The sequence below is a fragment of the Mesorhizobium sp. CU3 genome (assembly GCF_006442965.1).
GTDB lineage: Bacteria > Pseudomonadota > Alphaproteobacteria > Rhizobiales > Rhizobiaceae > Mesorhizobium.
The window spans coordinates 109,386-125,721 of sequence record NZ_VFWX01000020.1; the positions used below are offsets into that span (position 1 = coordinate 109,386).

Sequence of the window (16,336 nt, forward strand, 5' to 3'; positions counted from 1 at the left end):
CTCAGTGGACCCCTTGCTTCTTCAAGGCGTCGGCGATCTTTTCCAGCGTGTTGCGCATCGCCTTCTGTTCGTCGGACTGGGCTTCCACCCAGTCGCGCATGATCTGCTGCTCGGAGCGCATGTTCTTGACCAGGCCGGAGATGCCGTCGGCAAGATTGGCCATGGCGGTGGCAACGCGCGGATTGGAGCCGCTGCCGTTCTCCTGCAGGCTGCGCAGCCGCTCCGACAAGAGCCGGATATCCTCGGAGGACTCGGCCTTGGTGGTTTCGGAGACGACTATGTCGGACGAAAGGTCGGTGACCGAGGACAGCCAGTTTTCCAGCTCGGTGTAGAAGCGCGTCTGGGCGCGGCCTGCCTGCAGGTCGAGGAAGCCGAGCACCAGCGAGCCGGACAGACCGAACAGCGAGGACGAAAACGCGGTGCCCATGCCGGCAAGCGGCGCCGACAGGCCCTGCTTCAGCGCATCGAGCACGGCGGCCGCGTCGCCTGTGCCAGGATCCAGCGCCTCGATCGTCTCGCGGATCGAGGCGATGGTGTTCAACAGGCCCCAGAAGGTGCCGAGCAGGCCGAGGAACACCAGCAGACCGACCAGGTAGCGCGAGGTGTCGCGGCTTTCGTCGAGGCGGGTGGCGATGGAATCGAGCATCGTGCGCATCGAGGAAGTCGAGAAGGCCGTCGCCGACGAGCGGCCGATCATCGCCTTCATCGGCGCCAGAAGCACCGGCTCGGTGGTCTCGGAACCGGCGCGGAAGGAATTCACCCAGCGCACCTCGCGGAACAGCCGGCCGACCTGCGCGAAAGCCAGCAGGATGCCGATCGCCAGCACGCCGATGATCAGTCCGTTGAGGCCGGGATTGCTGGAGAAGGCGGTGGAGATCTGACGGGTGAGGATGGCGGCGATGAAGCCGACGATGATCAGGAAGATCACCATGGTGAGCAGGAAAACCTGCGGGCTCGACAGCTTGTGCGGATCATAGACCAGGACGTCCGACCGCCTGCCGAAGGATCTGAGAAAAGCCATCCGTGCCCCGTTTCCGATGCCACCGCCGCAGAATTGTCGCGACTCTAAACGGAATTGTGACCAAATTGAATGGCGCTTGGCAATATCGCCGGCGCGTTCTTGTTTGGCGTTCTCAGAACCGGTTGATGACCAGGCAGTCGACCATGGCGGCGAGATGCAGGCCGGCGCCGGTGACGACGAAGCCGTGCCAGACGGCGTTGTGGAAGCGCAGGCCTTTCCAGGCGAAGAAGATGACGCCGCAGGAATAGACGATGCCGCCGGCGATCAAAAGGGCGATGGACGCCGTCGGCAGCGTCTCGACCAGCGGGCCGGCAAGCACCACGCCGCTCCAGCCGATGGCGAGGTAGAAGACGATCGCCAGCCTATCGTAGCGGCCGGGCAGGAACATCTTGATGGCGATGCCCATAGCCGCCGCGCTCCAGACGACGACGATCATCGGCACGGCGAGCGCCGTGCTCCGAAGCTGGGCGAGGAAGGGCGTGTAGGTGGCGGCGATCAAAAGATAGATCGCGGCGTGATCGAAGCGGCGCAGGATCCACTTCGCCGGCCAGGATATCGGCCACAGATTATAGGCCAGCGACACCGAAAGCACGGTGAGGAGCGACACGACATAGAAGACGGCGGCGACATATTCGCCGGGACCGGAATGGAAAGCCGCCAGCGCCAGGAAGGCCGAGCCGGCGGCGATGGCGAGCACGATGCCGACAGCGTGCACGATGCCGTCGGCGATCATCTCGGCGCGCGAATAGTGCCAGCGCCCCATGAAGGGGATCTCGATCTGGGTATCCGGCCGCGCGCTGTTCATCACATGATCCTGCACACCCCTAATCTGGGCGGTCGCGGACCAGTATTTCAAGCTTCGGTTGCGGTTTTGCGACTACCCCGCCGCGCGTCCTTTCGACGCTGCAGCGCTTCAATGTGCGCACGATCCTTTCCTGGAATCGATTCCGACTTTTGGACTAAGGACGTCAGCGCAACTTGGCTCAACGAGAAGCAAGCGGCTTCTTGACCGTCTTGAGCAATGCGCGCTGGATGAGCTCGTTGCCGGCGACGACATCGCCGCTGTCCAGCATGTCCTGGCCGCCATCCATGTCGGAGACGAAGCCGCCGGCTTCGCGAACCAGAAGGATGCCGGCGGCGATATCCCAGGCCGACAGGCCGGTCTCCCAGAAACCGTCCATGCGGCCGGCGGCGACATAGGCGAGGTCGAGTGCCACGGAACCGAGGCGGCGCACGCCGGAGACCTCTGCCATGACGTTGCGCAGCTCGATCAGGAAATTGCCATGCTGGCCGCGGCCGAGATGCGGCACGCCGCAACCGATCACGGTATCTACCAGCTTGGAGCGGCCGGCGACGCGCAGCCGGCGGTCGTTCATGAAGGCGCCGCCGCCGCGTTCGGCCGTGTAGAGCTCATCCATCGCCGGGTTGTAGATGACCGCGGCGACGACCTGGCCCTGGCGCTCCAGCGCGATCGACACCGAAAAGATCGGGATGCCGTGCAGGAAGTTGGTGGTGCCGTCGAGCGGATCGACGAGCCAGCGGTGCTGGCTGTCCTCGCCCTCGACCGCGCCGCGCTCCTCCATCAGGAAGGAATAGCCCGGCCGCGCCTTCGACAATTCGGCGAAGACGATCTCCTCCGCCTTGCGGTCGGCCTGGCTTACATAGTCGCCCGGGCCTTTCATCGAGACCTGCAGGTTCTGCACCTCGCCGAAATCGCGCGACAGCGAGCGGCCGGCCTTCATGGCGGCCTGGACCATGACGTTGAGGAGAGCGGAACGCGCCATTTTTTCTTCCTGGCTTTGTCTTGCTACTGCCGGCTATCTTTTTTGAAGCATGATCTTATCCGAAAAGTCTGCAACTTTTTGCTGCGCTGACCTTGTTCGGGATCATGCTTTAGTCCGCGCGGCGCATATAGGTGATTTCGTTGGTGTCGACGATGATGCGCTCGCCGGCCGAGATGAAGGGGGGCACCAGCACGCGGATGCCGTTCTCCAGCACCGCCGGCTTATAAGAGGAGGCTGCCGTCTGGCCACGCACCACCGGATCGGCCTCGGTGACGGTCAGCGTCACCTGGTCGGGCAGCGAGATGCCGATCGGCCGCTCCTCATAGAGCTGCACCGTCACCATCATGCCATCCTGCAGGAAGGCGGCGCGCTCGCCGACGAAGTCCTTGGCGAGCTCGAGCTGCTCGTAGCTTTCGGTGTCCATGAACACCAGCGCGTCGCCCTGCTCGTAAAGGAAGGAGAAATCCTTGAGGTCGAGCCTTATCTGCTCGACGGTTTCGGCCGAACGGAAGCGTTCGTTGAGCTTGGTGCCGTTGATCAGGTTCTTCAATTCGACCTGATTGTAGGCGCCGCCCTTGCCGGGCTTGACGGTGTTGGTCTTGACCGCCACCCACAGGCCGCCATCGTGCTCGATGACATAGCCGGGACGGATTTCGTTGCCACTGATCTTGGCCATGATGAACCGATCCGAATGAGATTTTTCTGGCGCTGACCGCGCATCGGCGCCTCCAAGACCACAAATCGCACTTTGTAGCAAGGGTGGGAGGCAAGGGAGCGGGCGGGATGATCGGCTTGGTGTGCCGGACGCGTCAGGGCAGCCGGTTCGCCTTTTGCAGCGCCTGCTTGGTCTGGTCGTCGTCGAGGCCCTGCAGGAAATCGTCCATCTGCGGATCGATGAGGCCGGCGCGGCGGGCGACGATGTACCAGGCGCCGGCCAGGATCAGATCGGGATCGGTACCGATGCCAGCCATATAGAGCTTGGCGAGCCGGTTCTGGGCGGCGACATTGCCGCCTTCGGCCGCCCGTTTCATCCAGGCGAAGCCCGACTTCAGGTCGCGCTCGCCGCCGCGGCCCTCGATCATCCAGGCGGCGAGGTCGATCTGCGCGGTGTCGTAGTTCTGCCTAGCGGCCTGCGCCAGAAGGATGCGCGCCTGGGCGTCGTCATGCGGCTTGCCGCCGACACCATTGGCATAGAGCTGCGCCATCGCATATTGCGCGTCGGCAAGGCCGGTGGCAGCGGCGCGCTGGTAGTAAACGGCGGCCTTGGCGAGGCCGGCATCGCCCGGATCCTGCTGGACGAGGAGCTGCGCGAAATTGAACTGGGCCAGCCGGTTGCCGGCTTCGGCGGCGGCCTGCATCAACGCGAACGCGCCCTTTTCGTCCTTCTTCACGTAGCGTCCGTCGAGCTGCATCAACGCGTATTGGAACTGCGCCTCGGGCACGCCCTGCTCCGCGGCGAGCGCGTACCATTTCGCTGCCTCGGCCGCATTGAGCGGCACGCCGAGACCGCGCGACAGGATCTCGGCCACCAGCGTCTCGGCCGCCGGATCGCCATTCTTGGCGCGCACCATGGCAAGGTTATAGGCGGTCTTGTAAAGCCCGCGCTGGAAGGCGCCGTAAGCGGCGTCCGGCTGCTTGGCGCCGAAGCGGTCGGGATTGACGGTGTCGGCCGATGGCGGCGTCATGGTCGCCGGCTGCGGCAACGTGTTCTGGATCGGCGTGTCGACATGCGCGCCGTCACCGAACCGGCTCGCATCCGGTGCGGCCGGGTCCGGCGAACCTGCGTTTGGCGTGGCGGTAATCGGGGTGCCGGTATTTGAGGTGCCCGTGTTCGAGGTGCCCGTGTCCGACGCGCTCGTGTCCGGCCGGGGCTGCGGCAGCGGGACGGTTTGGGCCGCCATCGCCGCATGGGCCGTCAAGCCGGCCAGAAGCACCAGGCAAGGCACAGGCAGGCGCATCTCAGTCCTCGAAACGCGGCGCGGTTTCGTCGAGCAGCGCGTTGGCGGCGGCAACCGCCGCGCGCGGGTCGCGCCCGTCGGCGAAGATGGCGCTGGACAGGGCGACGAACTCGGCCCCGGTCGCGGCGACCGTCGCCACGGAGGCGAGCTCCGATCCGGCCATGACGATGCAAGGAATCGAGATCATCTCGGCCCACCATTCGCCGAGCGCCAGGTTGCGGTGATGCGGCTCCGGCTTGTTGTCGTAACCGAAACGGCCGAAGAACAGGTAATCGGGCCGCTCTTCGCCGAGTTCCAACGCCTCGTCGCGGGTCTTGGCGGCGCCGGCGCCGACCATCATCTTGCCGGCCACGCGCTCGATCGTCTCGGCAAGCTCCTTGCGGCGGACCTCGACATGGATGCCGTCAGCGTGGACACGGCCCGCGATGCGGCTGTCGCCGGCAATGATGACGGCGATGCCGGCGGCCTGCGCGATCGGCACGATCCGTTCGGCGAAGGCCTGGAAGGAGGCGTCGTCCATGCCGTTGTCCGGCAGGATCAGCGAGGCGACGTCGCCACCTTCGAACGCCGCGCAAATATGCTCGGCCGGTGCAAGCGGCGGCGCGATCAGCACGATGCGGCAGCGATTGGGCGGATTTTTCTCGTTCATTGGCCTTCGATCCCGGTTTTCGCCTATGCCGGGCGAAGATGGTTGCATTGCGGCATAGCGCAAGGCGCCGGGCTTGAACAGCGGGCGCGCTAAAGCTCCAGCTTGTAGCCGATGTGACTGGCCTTGAAGCCGAGCCGGTCATAGAAGCGATGCGCGTCGAGCCGGCTCTTGTTGGTCGTCAGTTGGACGATGCGGCAGCCGTGTTCGCGGCATTGATCGATCGCCCATTCGAACAGGCGCTGTCCGAGCCTTTCATTGCGCCGATGTGCGGCGACGCGCACCGCCTCGATCTGGCCGCGCCGGGCGCCGCGCAGCGACAGGCCGGCGAGGAAGCTGATCTGCAAGGTGCCGACCACCTCGTCGCCGTCCGTCATCACCGCCAGCAACTGGTTCGGGTCGGCGTCGATGGCCGCAAAAGCATCCAGATAGGCTTTGGCCAGAGGCAGGCCTGCATCCTCGCGCGCGCTGCCCAGCTCGTCGTCGGCAAGCAGCGAGACGATTGACTGCAGGTCCGATTGCCGCGCCCGGCGCATGCTGATCGCGTCCATTCCACACCTCGCCGAAAGTGAACCGTTCCGTCGTTGCGAGCGGCAAATAGCGCATGCCGGGATTATTGACTATCCGCGCGGACCCGATCTGCGCTATGGCTCGCATCCCGCCTTCTCGAACCTTCCCTTTGCCGATGTCAGGCCTGCTCAGCGATCCGTGGTTCTATGCCGCCGCCATTCCGGCGGTGATCCTTGTCGGCCTGTCCAAGGGCGGTTTCGGCGGCGCCGTCGGCTTCGTCGGCGTGCCGCTGATGGCGCTGACCATCCCGCCGGTGCAGGCAGCCGCGATCCTTTTGCCGATCCTTTGCCTGATGGACATCGTTTCGGTGTGGACCTGGTGGGGCGTCTACGACCGCAAGATGCTGGTCGACATGATGCCCGGCGCCGTTATCGGCATCGGGCTCGGCTGGCTGACGGCGGCGCTGGTCACCGAGGAGATGGTGCGGCTGATCGTCGGCGCCGTCGCGCTGATCTTCGTGCTGCGCTGGATCTATCTGCAGTTCCGCCACGGCGCCGACCATGCGGCTGAGCCCAACCGCATCGCGGCCGCCTTATGGGGCACGGTGGCCGGCTTCACCAGTTTCGTCGCCCATGTCGGCGGCCCGCCCTTCCAGGTCTATGCGCTGCCGATCCGGCTCGACCCCAAAGTGCTGTCTGGGACGGCGGCGATCTTCTTTGCCGCCACCAACGCGCTGAAGCTGATCCCTTATTTCGCGCTCGGCCAGTTCGACACCGCCAATCTCACCGCATCCGCCGTGCTGATGCCGCTGGCGCCGCTCTCCACCATTGCCGGCGCGTGGCTGGTGCGCCGCATGCGTCCTGAGGTCTTTTATCCGTTCACTTACGCCACCGTGGCAGTGGTTGCGGTCAAGCTGGTCTGGGACGGCATTGCCGGTTTGATGTAAAATGGGCGGCCAAGGACCGCCCGTTCTCTATAAAGCTTGTATTCATTATCAGGCGGCGCTTGGCGCCAGCTGGCGACCGCCGCCGAAGGCGAGCGCTGCGCCGAGCGCGATCACGGTTCCCATACCGGCAAGGATGCCGACGTCGTGCAAGGTCGGCTTCAGCACCATGTCGGCGATAATCACCAGCATCACCGCATAGTCGAGGCGCGCCCAGTTCATCATGCGCTGGCCGATCGCGAGCACGGCCGGCGTCACGCCGTCCTTGGTGATCATGGCGCCCATGCGCTCGCCGGTCGGCTTGAAGACCAGCATGCCGATCGAGAAGGTGGTGGCATAGCCGACGAGGCCGACGACGATCCACAGGTCGGAAAAGCCGACCCAGAAGCCGCACATGATCAGGCCGAAGATCAGCGTCAGCATCGACATAGGTGCGAAGAACCTGCCGCCCAGTTGGCCGCTGGCGCGCATCGCCTGCAGCTTCTCCTCGATGTTGCCGGCGCGTTCGGCGAGCATGCCGAGCAGGAACAGCACGAAGCCGCCGCCGACCCACAGCACGGCCGAGACGACGTGGAGGAATTTGACGATCGAGTACCAGTCCATGATTTGCTCCTGGATGTTTTTCGAAAGGCGGCTGCGCGGATTTGCGCCAGCCGCCGGAGGAGCGGGCGTTTAGCGTGGCGGCTGTTTCGGAACGATGCCGCGGCGGAGGCGCGCATGTTTCCGGCGTCGCGATCGACAGCCGAAATCCGATGTTCGCAACGATCGGGAAAAGGCGGAGCCGATCCGCCCTGTTCCGGCGCAGCAAGGCGCGATGGCTCAAAAAATCCATGCGCCGTTAAGACTTCATTAAGCTTTACAGGTGTTTACTGTGCACATCCAGTTTTGCTGGATTCTTACCGAGTGGTTGGAGCCACTTTGTTTGACGCCTCCCTGTTAAACTCCTGAGAGCCGCCTTATCCGCGGCTCTTTTTTTGTCCCCGACTGGGACAGGTGCCGCACTTCGGCGTTAACCCTTTGTTAAACATGCACTTGCCTTCGTGGGCATCGAAGCGCATTTTCAAGCCTCAGTTGTTTAGGGTGCGGGCCCGATCGGTAAGGATTGGCGAATCGGCGGGCGGCAGTGCAGGGGCGTATATCCATGACCGAGCCTTCGAAGGGCAGCGCGAAAACCATCAAGCTGGCGGAACGCCGGGTTTTCTCCCAATCCTTCAAACCCCTCTATCAGGAGGGCATGGGCCTGGTCGAACAGGCCGCCGAATATCTTGACGGCAAGGGCAGGCTCGAGGCCAAGAAACTGTCGCGCACCGCGGCGACGCTTTATGCGGCCGAATCCATGCGGCTGACAACGCGGCTGATGCAGGTCGCCTCCTGGCTACTTCTGCAGCGCGCCGCCAACTCCGGCGAGATGACCCGTGACCAGGTCGCCTCGGAAAAATCCAAGGTGCGCCTCGACACCGCCTCGGCGCATGACGAGGCGCTCGGCTGGAACGAATTGCCAAAGGATTTTCTCGATCTCGTCACCCGCTCGCTGCGCCTGCAGGCGCTGGTGCGCCGCATGGATGACGAGATCTACGGCGCAATGAGCGAGGCGCCTCTACCGAGCCGCCGGGCAAATCCGGTCTCCGACCAGATCAGCCTGTTGAATACCGCCTTCGCGCGGGGCTAATCCGCCTCCCGTTTCTGGTTTGTTCACAATTTGCTGGCATCGCCATGCGCCACGGCTAAACTTGGCGCATGGGGGAAGCGATTCGCATCATCGGCATCGATCCGGGCCTGAGGCGCACCGGCTGGGGCATCGTCGACAGCCTCGGCAACTCGCTGCGCTTCGTCGCGTCCGGCACGGTGCGCTCCGACGACAAGGCGCCGCTGGCGACAAGGCTGTGCCAACTGCATGACGGCCTGGCCGAGGTGCTTCATCAACAGATGCCGCATGAAGCGGCAGTGGAGCAGACTTTCGTCAACAAGGATGCCACCGCGACGCTGAAGCTCGGCCAGGCGCGCGGCATCGCCATGCTGGTGCCGGCGCGCGCCGGGCTGGTGGTCGCCGAATATGCTCCCAACGCCGTCAAGAAGGCGGTGATCGGCGTCGGCCATGGCGAGAAGAAGCAGATCCACATGATGGTCAAGGTGCTGATGCCGAGGGCGATCTTCGATACGGACGATGCCGCCGATGCTCTTGCCATCGCCATCTGCCATGCGCATCACCGCCCGAGCGTCGCCTATCGGATGGCGGCGCTGGCGGGGTGAGGGGAAAATCATGATCGGCAAGCTGAAGGGCACGCTGGACGAGATCGACGAGGATAGCTGCCTCATCGACGTGCACGGCGTCGGCTATGTCGCCCATTGCTCGGCGCGCACGTTGGCATCCTTGCCGTCTCCGGGCGAGGCGGTGGTGCTGTTCATCGAAACCTATGTGCGCGAGGACATGATCCGGCTCTACGGCTTCCAGACCGGGCTGGAGCGCGAGTGGTTCCGGCTCTTGATGGGCAATGTGCAGGGCGTCGGCGCCAAGGTGGCGCTGGCTATCCTGTCGACGCTGGCGCCGGCCGATCTCGCCAACGCCATCGCGCTGCGCGACATCGCCATGGTTTCGCGCGCGCCCGGGGTCGGCAAGAAGGTGGCCGAGCGCATCGTCACCGAATTGCGCACCAAGGCGCCGGCCTATGCGGGCGCGGCCAGCGGCACGATCGGTCTCAAGCAGGAGCTCGGCGAAGGCGTCGCGGCCGCGCCGATCACCGACGCCGTCTCGGCACTGGTCAATCTCGGCTACTCGCGCGACATCGCGGCGAACGCCGTGGCGGCGGCGCTGAAGACGGCCGGCGAGGGCGCGGACGCCTCGAAGTTGATCCGGTTCGGCTTGAAGGAACTGGCGCGGTGAGGCGCTTGTCCCGCCATTTGGCATATGCGAGGACGGCACGATGAGCCTTTCGCCCCGCCTCATTGCTCCCGACAAGCGCGGCGAGGATGCCGACCAGAGCCTGCGGCCGCAGTCGCTCGACGAGTTCGTCGGCCAGGCCGCGGTGCGCGCCAATCTCAAGGTCTTCGTCGATGCCGCCAAGGGCCGCGGCGAGGCGCTCGACCATGTGCTGTTCGTCGGTCCGCCCGGTCTCGGCAAGACGACGCTCGCACAGATCATGGCGCGCGAGCTCGGCGTCAATTTCCGCTCGACGTCCGGGCCGGTCATCGCCAAGGCCGGCGATCTGGCGGCGCTGCTCACCAATCTCGAAGAACGCGATGTGCTCTTCATCGACGAGATCCACCGTCTCAATCCGGCGGTGGAGGAAATCCTCTATCCGGCGATGGAGGATTTCCAGCTCGACCTGATCATCGGCGAGGGGCCGGCGGCGCGCTCGGTCAAGATCGACCTTGCCCGCTTCACCCTGGTCGCAGCGACGACGCGGCTCGGGCTTTTGACCAATCCGCTGCGCGACCGTTTCGGCATTCCGGTGCGGCTCAATTTCTACACGGTCGAGGAACTGGAGCTGATCGTGCGCCGCGGGGCCCGCATCCTGTCGATGCCGCTCGGCGACGACGGCGCGGTTGAGATCGCGCGGCGCGCGCGCGGCACGCCGCGCATCGCCGGTCGTCTGCTTCGCCGGGTGCGCGACTTCGCCAGCGTCGCGGGTGCCGCGCATGTCGACAGGAAGATCGCCGACGAGGCGCTGACCAGGCTGGAGGTCGATGCGCTCGGCCTCGATGCGCTCGACCGCCGGTACCTCTCGATGATCGCGCGCAATTTCGGTGGCGGCCCGGTCGGCATCGAGACGATCGCCGCCGGGCTTTCGGAGCCGCGCGACGCCATCGAGGACATCATCGAGCCCTATCTCATCCAGCAGGGTTTCATCCAGCGCACACCGCGCGGCCGCGTGCTGACCGCCAATGCCTGGCGCCATCTCGGCCTCGATCCGCCGAAAGACCTCGCCCAGCAGCAGATCAGCCTGTTCCAGGAAGAGTAACGCAGATTTGTTCTCCGTTTAGCCGAACGACGGCCGCTCTGCGCAAAATCTGTGCGCCGCAGCCAAGGTGAGGGCGCAATTGCCGGCTCTAAGACAAGCTGCTTGAGGTATTCCCAAGGGGCTGGGCCGACTGATGATCACCAGACGTGGCTTTTTGCGCCTCATCGGCGGTTCGGCCTTCTCCCTGATGTCGCTCGGCGCCTATGCGGTCGGCATCGAGCCGATGCTGCTTACCCATGTGAAGCGCTATGCGCTGACGCCGCCACACTGGCCGGCGGGGCTCAAGCTGCGCGTCGTGGCGCTGGCCGACATCCATGCCTGCCGACCCTGGATGACGCCGGAGCGCATCGCGGCGCTGGCCGAGGAGGCCAATGCGCTGCAGCCGGACGTCATCGTCATGCTCGGCGACTATCCAGCCGGGACCAGGCTGGTGACCGGGTTGGTCGACGCATCGGAATGGGCGCCCGCGCTCTCCGGGTTGAAGGCGCCGCTCGGCGTGTTCTCGATCCTCGGCAATCATGACTGGTGGGAGGACCGCTCCGCGCAAGCCGCCGGCGCCGGGCCGACCATTTCGCGCAAGGCCTTGGAGGCCGTCGGCATCCCGGTGCTGGAGAATGATGTGGTGCGGCTGCAGAAGGACGGGTACGGCGTCTGGCTGGCCGGTCTTGCCGACCAACTTGCGCTGCTGCCGGACAAGGCCAAAGGCCGCAAGGGGCTCACCGGCCTCGACGATCTCCACGGCACGCTGGCCAAAATCGACGATGCCGACCCGATCATCCTGCTCGCGCATGAGCCGGATATCTTTCGCAAGGTGCCATCGCGGGTTTCCTTGACCCTGTCCGGGCATACGCATGGCGGGCAGGTGCGGCTGTTCGGCTATTCGCCCGTCGTGCCTTCCGCCTTCGGCAACCGCTATGCCTACGGCCATGTCGTCGAGCACGACCGCAACCTGATCGTGTCAGGCGGGCTCGGCTTTAGCATCCTGCCGGTGCGTTTTGGTGTTCGGCCGGAGATTCTTCAGATCGATCTTGGCTAAGGCCCTGGTTCGATGCGTCAGCGCAGCGATCTGATTGCGTCCATCACGTCCGGCTCGGCCTTCTCGCCGTCGAACGCGTCGACGATGCCGAAGGCGCCGCCATAGCTCCATACCGACCACGAAAAGCCGTGCGCCTCGGCGCGCGCGATCATGTCGCGCACATAGGCGGCGCGGTACTTCGCCGGCATGACGAAGCCGTTGCCGTATTCCTTGCGGATCATGCCGAACTCGCCGAGCGTGATGTTTTCGGGCTTGATGCCGTTGGCTTTTGCCCAGGCGTCGACCGTCTTGAACGGCGCATCCATGACGGCGAGCAACTTTTCGGGGCTGTCCATCGTCGCCACCTTTTCGTCGAGATAGGCAAGCAGCCCGCTTTGACGCGCCCACGGCGCTTCGGCCCTGATCCGGTCGCGAATTGTGTCCAGCGCGATATCCAACTGGGCCTTCGGAACGGCCGTCAGCGGATAGGGCAGGCCGGTGACATAGGGGATGAAATCGCCGGCCCAGGTCGCGCCCTGATGCGTCAGCAGGAATGGGTCATAAGAGTGGAAGGCCCAGATGATGTTGTCGTCCGCAATCGCCTTCGGATCGATTTTCGACAGCGACTCCGCATTCGAATAGCAGCCACCGGTAAGGATCAGCGTCAGCCTCGTGGCTGACGAACGCGCGGCGGCGAAAAGCTGCTTCTGGCGATCGGGCCAAAGATGCGTGCCGCTCGCGTCGCAATCGACGATCGGCTCGTTCATCAATTCGAGCGCGACCTGTTTCGGGTCCTCCTTGGCAAGTGTGCGCGCCATCTTGCGCGCCATCTCGACATAGGCGTCGAAGGTGGCGGGATCTTTCGTCACCTCGCTCATGCCGATCTTGCGGTTGCCGCCGGAGGGGATCAGATGCAGGTCGACGATCACCTTCAGCCCGGCGCGATTGATCAGGCGCGCCGAGTCCAGCACGCTGGCATAGAGGTCGTCGCGCAGCGCCGCGGTCTGGTCGGAGAGGAAGGGCGAGGGGTCGACCGGCACGCGCAGGAAGTCGAAACCGGCAGCCTTGAGCGCCTTGAGATCGTCTTCCTTGAGGAATCTGCGCCATTCCGGATAGGGCAGGATCGCCTGGCGGTCGCCCCATTTGTCCTCGGTCGGCCAGGTGACCCATTGGTCGAGATTGAGGCCGCGCTTCATGGTGAAGGTCGCCGCTTCGGCCGGCAGCGTCAGCGCGGCCAGCGCAAGCATTGCCGCCAGCAAGGTCTTGATCATCGCGCCCAACAATGCCATCCGGTTCCCGCGCAAGAACACCTGCCCTTTCAGGTGAGAAAAGGAAAGCGCGATGGACGATCATGGTGAATCGGCGTCGCTCAGCGCCGGGCTCTCCGGCGCGCTGACGGATTTCGGCCACCGGCTGATGGCCCGGGTCTATTATGCCGACACCGATTTCTCTGGCGTCGTCTACCATGCGCGCTATCTCGAATTCCTCGAGCGCGGCCGCTCCGACTATCTGAGACTGACCGGCGTCCATCACACCGAGCTTCTGGACGGCAAGCATGGCGAGCGCATAGTCTGGGTGGTGCGTCGCATGGAGATCGACTTCCGTTCGCCGGCGCGCATGGACGATATCCTGACCATCGACACCCGAACCGACGACATTTCCGGCGCCCGCATCTTCATGGGCCAGCAGTTGAAGCGCGGCGACGATGTGCTGGTGGAGGCGAAAGTCGAGGCGGCGATCGTGGGTGAGAATGGCCGCCCGAAGCGTTTTCCAAAAGAGTGGATCGCGGCTTTTATGCCTCGGGCAAAGGACTAGCGAAGCGCCTGCGCAGTTGATCGTTGGCGCATTAACCGGGCGATTCCTGGCGGGACGGCGCCTGGCCAAAGCGCGGCAATGCGCCGCTCCTCACATCCTAACCCATCCTTAACCATAACGGTTCATGAAGGAATTGGCGAAGATTGGCGCAATTCGTGCGCCTTCCTTTCACCAATATTTGCCCCGAAAAGGCCGTGAAACGGTGCATTCGGGGCTTGTCCCGCAAGCTTCATGCTTCGCGCGATCGGACCAAAGGGATGCCCATGGGCCAGCCGCCAGCGATGCCCGGAAAATCTTAAGGACTTAAGTGATGGAAAATATCGCACTTGCCGATCCGGCAGCGCATTTGTCGATCTGGGCGCTGTTCATGCAGGCCGGCTGGGTGGTCAAGCTGGTCATGATCGGCCTGCTCTGCGCCTCGATCTGGACCTGGGCGATCATCATCGACAAGCTCGTCGCCTATGGCCGCATGCGGATGGCGCTCAACCGCTTCGAGCAGGTGTTCTGGTCGGGGCAGTCGCTGGAAGACCTCTACCGCACGCTGGCCGACCGCAACACCACCGGCATGGGCGCGATCTTCGTCGCCGCCATGCGCGAGTGGAAGAAAAGCTTCGAGAAGGGCGCGAAATCGGCGCTGGCGCTGCAAACCCGTATCGATAAGGCCATGGACCTGGCGTTGACGCGCGAGATGGAGAAGCTGGAAGGACGCCTCGGCTTCCTGGCCACCACCGGATCGGCGGCGCCCTTCATCGGCCTGTTCGGCACCGTCATCGGCATCATGACGTCGTTCCAGGCGATCGCAGCCTCGAAGAACACCAGCCTGTCGGTGGTGGCGCCGGGCATCGCCGAGGCGCTGCTTGCCACCGCCATCGGCCTGCTCGCGGCCATTCCCGCCGTCATCGCCTACAACAAGCTGTCTTCGGACGCGAACAAGATCGGCATGCGCATGGAAGGCTTCGCGGACGAGTTCTCCGCCATACTCTCGCGCCAAATCGATGAAAAAGTAGCGCAGAAGGCCTGAGGAACGACCATGGGGATGTCTGGTGCAGGGGCAAGCGGATCAGGGCGAGGCGGACGCGGCCACAGGCGTCGCGGCCGGCACCATGCGCTGATGTCGGAAATCAACGTCACGCCGATGGTCGACGTGATGTTGGTGCTTTTGATCATCTTCATGGTGGCGGCGCCGCTTCTGACCGTGGGCGTGCCGATCGATCTGCCCGATACGCAGGCCAAGGCGATGAATGTCGATACCCAGCCGATCACCGTTTCGATCGACGCCGCCGGCAAGATTTTCCTGCAGGAGACCGAGATCCCGATCGACGAGCTGGTGGCCAAACTGCAGGCGATCTCGAAGACCGGCTATGACGAACGCATCTTCATCCGCGGCGACAAGTCGACCGACTACGGCACGGCCATGAAGGTCATGGCCCGGATTTCAGCGGCCGGATACAAGAATATCGGCCTGGTCTCGCTGCAGGAACAGGATCAGTAGACGGCAAATGCGCACGGGTCTCACCTCATCGGTGATCTTGCATACGGTGGCGTTGGCCTTCGGGCTGTTCACGCTGTCGTCGCCGCCTGCCATGCCCGCCTCCGACGTGGAGTCTGTGGCGGTCGATATCGTGCCGATGGAAGCCGTCGCGCAGACGCTGCAGGGCGACAAGAAGGCGGTGATGCATGACAAGCCGGCGCCTGTGCCGACCAAGCGCCCGGATGTCGTGCCCGATGCCCAGAAGGTTGGCGAGAACACCGTCGATACCGACAAGCCGGTGACCGACGAAGCCAAGCCGAAGCCGGTCGAGAAGACGGCGGCGCCGCCACCTGCGCCGACGCCGACCGAGAAGCCGGCGGTCGAGGACGTGCCGAAGCCGCAGGAAAAGCCGACGCCGACGCCGGCGACGGAAGTCGCGCCGACGCCGACGCCGAAGGAAGAGGTCAAGCCCGAGCCGGTCAAGCAGACGGACCCGAAGCCGACCCCGGCCAAGCAACCGACGCCGCCGCCGAAAGACACGACCGCCGCCATCCCGAAGGAAGAGGTGAAGCCGGACGCCGTCGCCGAGGCGATCGACCAGCAGCAGCCGACCGAGGAAGCCAAGTTGCCTGACTCCGCGCCGGCGCCGCAAGCGCGGCCGAAGCCGCAGCCGGCGCAGGCCGAGAGCGCCAAGGCGCCGGATCGCAAGGACGCCGAAAAGCCGGTCAAGGAGGCTTCCTCGAAGCCCAAGTCGGACGAGAAGCAGTTCAACGCCGACGAGATAACGGCCCTGCTCGACAAGCAGAAGCCGTCCGGCGGCGGCGCCAAGCGCTCGACCCAGCAGGCTTCGCTTGGCGGTGAAAAGGATCAGGGCCAGAAGCTCTCGAAGTCCGAACAAGGGGCTTTGGAGGATCAGCTCGGCCATTGCTGGACGCTTCCGGTCGGCCTCGAAGGGTCCGAGGATTTCACCGTGGTCGTTCGCTTCAACCTGAACGCTTCCGGTAAGCTGGAGGGCCGCCCGACCGTCGAGAAGTCCAGCGGCAACCCTCAATTCGACGCCAGCGCGGTCCGCGCCGTGCAGAAATGCGATGTCGCCGGGCTGCAGGTTCCCGCCGGAAAGCAAGACATCTGGTCCGACGTCCGTGTCAACTTCGATCCGAGAGCGATGCTTGGCCTGTAGCCTGAGCGTCCAAAAAATCAGCAAGAGAAGCGAG

Annotated in this window: 19 protein-coding genes; 10 read left to right on the top strand and 9 right to left on the bottom strand. The window is 64.5% G+C overall.

All coding sequences use genetic code 11. The annotated features are described in order from the left end of the window. Nucleotide 1 precedes the first annotated feature (1 nt). The 7 genes from FJ988_RS25900 to FJ988_RS25930 all read right to left on the bottom strand — a co-directional run bounded on the left by FJ988_RS25900 (nucleotide 2) and on the right by FJ988_RS25930 (nucleotide 5,960). Nucleotides 2–1,021, bottom strand: a complete 1,020-nt coding sequence (locus FJ988_RS25900) for a MotA/TolQ/ExbB proton channel family protein (protein WP_140821309.1) — start codon at nucleotides 1,019–1,021, stop codon at nucleotides 2–4. Nucleotides 1,022–1,133: 112 nt separating this feature from the next. After that, nucleotides 1,134–1,826, bottom strand: coding sequence for a hemolysin III family protein (locus FJ988_RS25905; RefSeq protein ID WP_140821311.1), 693 nt, complete (start codon nucleotides 1,824–1,826; stop codon nucleotides 1,134–1,136). 178 nt (nucleotides 1,827–2,004) lie between these two features. Continuing rightward, the gene (locus FJ988_RS25910; protein WP_140821313.1) at nucleotides 2,005–2,805 is read right to left on the bottom strand and encodes an inositol monophosphatase family protein; all 801 of its coding nucleotides are present in this window, start codon (nucleotides 2,803–2,805) and stop codon (nucleotides 2,005–2,007) included. Between the two features lie 109 nt (nucleotides 2,806–2,914). Beyond that, nucleotides 2,915–3,481, bottom strand: coding sequence for an elongation factor P (efp, locus tag FJ988_RS25915; RefSeq protein ID WP_042645720.1), 567 nt, complete (start codon nucleotides 3,479–3,481; stop codon nucleotides 2,915–2,917). A gap of 133 nt (nucleotides 3,482–3,614) precedes the next feature. Next, on the bottom strand, nucleotides 3,615–4,763 hold the full coding sequence (locus tag FJ988_RS25920; RefSeq protein ID WP_246688661.1) for a tetratricopeptide repeat protein: 1,149 nt from the start codon (nucleotides 4,761–4,763) through the stop codon (nucleotides 3,615–3,617). A 1-nt stretch (nucleotide 4,764) separates the two neighbouring features. Further along, a complete protein-coding gene (locus FJ988_RS25925; protein ID WP_140821315.1) occupies nucleotides 4,765–5,412 on the bottom strand; it encodes a thiamine phosphate synthase in 648 nt (215 codons plus the stop codon). A gap of 89 nt (nucleotides 5,413–5,501) precedes the next feature. Then, nucleotides 5,502–5,960, bottom strand: a complete 459-nt coding sequence (locus FJ988_RS25930; RefSeq protein WP_140821317.1) for a GNAT family N-acetyltransferase — start codon at nucleotides 5,958–5,960, stop codon at nucleotides 5,502–5,504. A gap of 134 nt (nucleotides 5,961–6,094) precedes the next feature. Between FJ988_RS25930 and FJ988_RS25935 the strand changes: the two genes are divergently transcribed. Next, the gene (locus tag FJ988_RS25935) at nucleotides 6,095–6,865 is read left to right on the top strand and encodes a sulfite exporter TauE/SafE family protein (RefSeq protein ID WP_140821319.1); all 771 of its coding nucleotides are present in this window, start codon (nucleotides 6,095–6,097) and stop codon (nucleotides 6,863–6,865) included. A 48-nt stretch (nucleotides 6,866–6,913) separates the two neighbouring features. Here FJ988_RS25935 and FJ988_RS25940 read toward each other — a convergent pair whose 3' ends face one another. Then, nucleotides 6,914–7,465: a DUF2269 family protein gene (locus FJ988_RS25940; protein WP_140821321.1), complete on the bottom strand. Its 552-nt coding sequence runs from the start codon at nucleotides 7,463–7,465 to the stop codon at nucleotides 6,914–6,916. A gap of 538 nt (nucleotides 7,466–8,003) precedes the next feature. Here FJ988_RS25940 and FJ988_RS25945 point away from each other — a divergent pair. From FJ988_RS25945 to FJ988_RS25965, 5 genes are all read left to right on the top strand, one after another. Continuing rightward, a complete protein-coding gene (locus tag FJ988_RS25945) occupies nucleotides 8,004–8,531 on the top strand; it encodes a DUF1465 family protein (RefSeq protein ID WP_140821323.1) in 528 nt (175 codons plus the stop codon). Between the two features lie 68 nt (nucleotides 8,532–8,599). Continuing rightward, the gene (gene ruvC, locus FJ988_RS25950) at nucleotides 8,600–9,112 is read left to right on the top strand and encodes a crossover junction endodeoxyribonuclease RuvC (RefSeq protein ID WP_140821325.1); all 513 of its coding nucleotides are present in this window, start codon (nucleotides 8,600–8,602) and stop codon (nucleotides 9,110–9,112) included. Nucleotides 9,113–9,122: 10 nt separating this feature from the next. Then, nucleotides 9,123–9,743 carry a Holliday junction branch migration protein RuvA gene (gene ruvA / locus FJ988_RS25955; protein WP_140821328.1) on the top strand — a complete coding sequence of 207 codons (621 nt, stop codon included), beginning with the start codon at nucleotides 9,123–9,125 and terminating at the stop codon, nucleotides 9,741–9,743. A 40-nt stretch (nucleotides 9,744–9,783) separates the two neighbouring features. Next, nucleotides 9,784–10,821 (top strand): Holliday junction branch migration DNA helicase RuvB, encoded by a 1,038-nt coding sequence (ruvB, locus tag FJ988_RS25960; RefSeq protein ID WP_140821330.1) that lies wholly within the window; start codon nucleotides 9,784–9,786, stop codon nucleotides 10,819–10,821. A 133-nt stretch (nucleotides 10,822–10,954) separates the two neighbouring features. Next, entirely contained in the window at nucleotides 10,955–11,857 is a 903-nt protein-coding gene (locus FJ988_RS25965; protein WP_140821332.1) for a metallophosphoesterase, read from the top strand. Nucleotides 11,858–11,874: 17 nt separating this feature from the next. Here FJ988_RS25965 and FJ988_RS25970 read toward each other — a convergent pair whose 3' ends face one another. Further along, nucleotides 11,875–13,125, bottom strand: coding sequence for a glycoside hydrolase family 5 protein (locus tag FJ988_RS25970; RefSeq protein ID WP_140821334.1), 1,251 nt, complete (start codon nucleotides 13,123–13,125; stop codon nucleotides 11,875–11,877). A gap of 52 nt (nucleotides 13,126–13,177) precedes the next feature. Between FJ988_RS25970 and ybgC the strand changes: the two genes are divergently transcribed. The 4 genes from ybgC (at nucleotide 13,178) to FJ988_RS25990 (ending at nucleotide 16,302) form a co-directional block, all read left to right on the top strand. Continuing rightward, nucleotides 13,178–13,651: a tol-pal system-associated acyl-CoA thioesterase gene (gene ybgC, locus FJ988_RS25975; RefSeq protein WP_140821336.1), complete on the top strand. Its 474-nt coding sequence runs from the start codon at nucleotides 13,178–13,180 to the stop codon at nucleotides 13,649–13,651. Between the two features lie 310 nt (nucleotides 13,652–13,961). Beyond that, entirely contained in the window at nucleotides 13,962–14,672 is a 711-nt protein-coding gene (gene tolQ / locus FJ988_RS25980; protein WP_140821339.1) for a protein TolQ, read from the top strand. Between the two features lie 9 nt (nucleotides 14,673–14,681). Next, the gene (gene tolR / locus FJ988_RS25985; RefSeq protein WP_407067761.1) at nucleotides 14,682–15,143 is read left to right on the top strand and encodes a protein TolR; all 462 of its coding nucleotides are present in this window, start codon (nucleotides 14,682–14,684) and stop codon (nucleotides 15,141–15,143) included. 7 nt (nucleotides 15,144–15,150) lie between these two features. After that, nucleotides 15,151–16,302: a TonB family protein gene (locus FJ988_RS25990; protein WP_140821341.1), complete on the top strand. Its 1,152-nt coding sequence runs from the start codon at nucleotides 15,151–15,153 to the stop codon at nucleotides 16,300–16,302. Nucleotides 16,303–16,336: the final 34 nt, after the last annotated feature.

What these genes read in the sequence shown, in the direction of transcription:
- FJ988_RS25900 (WP_140821309.1), bottom strand. Translation starts at nt 1,021, where the DNA reads ATGGCTTTTCTCAGATCCTTCGGCAGGCGGTCGGACGTCCTGGTCTAT.
- FJ988_RS25905 (WP_140821311.1), bottom strand. Translation starts at nt 1,826, where the DNA reads ATGAACAGCGCGCGGCCGGATACCCAGATCGAGATCCCCTTCATGGGG.
- FJ988_RS25910 (WP_140821313.1), bottom strand. Translation starts at nt 2,805, where the DNA reads ATGGCGCGTTCCGCTCTCCTCAACGTCATGGTCCAGGCCGCCATGAAG.
- efp (WP_042645720.1), bottom strand. Translation starts at nt 3,481, where the DNA reads ATGGCCAAGATCAGTGGCAACGAAATCCGTCCCGGCTATGTCATCGAG.
- FJ988_RS25920 (WP_246688661.1), bottom strand. Translation starts at nt 4,763, where the DNA reads ATGCGCCTGCCTGTGCCTTGCCTGGTGCTTCTGGCCGGCTTGACGGCC.
- FJ988_RS25925 (WP_140821315.1), bottom strand. Translation starts at nt 5,412, where the DNA reads ATGAACGAGAAAAATCCGCCCAATCGCTGCCGCATCGTGCTGATCGCG.
- FJ988_RS25930 (WP_140821317.1), bottom strand. Translation starts at nt 5,960, where the DNA reads ATGGACGCGATCAGCATGCGCCGGGCGCGGCAATCGGACCTGCAGTCA.
- FJ988_RS25935 (WP_140821319.1), top strand. Translation starts at nt 6,095, where the DNA reads ATGTCAGGCCTGCTCAGCGATCCGTGGTTCTATGCCGCCGCCATTCCG.
- FJ988_RS25940 (WP_140821321.1), bottom strand. Translation starts at nt 7,465, where the DNA reads ATGGACTGGTACTCGATCGTCAAATTCCTCCACGTCGTCTCGGCCGTG.
- FJ988_RS25945 (WP_140821323.1), top strand. Translation starts at nt 8,004, where the DNA reads ATGACCGAGCCTTCGAAGGGCAGCGCGAAAACCATCAAGCTGGCGGAA.
- ruvC (WP_140821325.1), top strand. Translation starts at nt 8,600, where the DNA reads ATGGGGGAAGCGATTCGCATCATCGGCATCGATCCGGGCCTGAGGCGC.
- ruvA (WP_140821328.1), top strand. Translation starts at nt 9,123, where the DNA reads ATGATCGGCAAGCTGAAGGGCACGCTGGACGAGATCGACGAGGATAGC.
- ruvB (WP_140821330.1), top strand. Translation starts at nt 9,784, where the DNA reads ATGAGCCTTTCGCCCCGCCTCATTGCTCCCGACAAGCGCGGCGAGGAT.
- FJ988_RS25965 (WP_140821332.1), top strand. Translation starts at nt 10,955, where the DNA reads ATGATCACCAGACGTGGCTTTTTGCGCCTCATCGGCGGTTCGGCCTTC.
- FJ988_RS25970 (WP_140821334.1), bottom strand. Translation starts at nt 13,125, where the DNA reads ATGGCATTGTTGGGCGCGATGATCAAGACCTTGCTGGCGGCAATGCTT.
- ybgC (WP_140821336.1), top strand. Translation starts at nt 13,178, where the DNA reads ATGGACGATCATGGTGAATCGGCGTCGCTCAGCGCCGGGCTCTCCGGC.
- tolQ (WP_140821339.1), top strand. Translation starts at nt 13,962, where the DNA reads ATGGAAAATATCGCACTTGCCGATCCGGCAGCGCATTTGTCGATCTGG.
- tolR (WP_407067761.1), top strand. Translation starts at nt 14,682, where the DNA reads ATGGGGATGTCTGGTGCAGGGGCAAGCGGATCAGGGCGAGGCGGACGC.
- FJ988_RS25990 (WP_140821341.1), top strand. Translation starts at nt 15,151, where the DNA reads ATGCGCACGGGTCTCACCTCATCGGTGATCTTGCATACGGTGGCGTTG.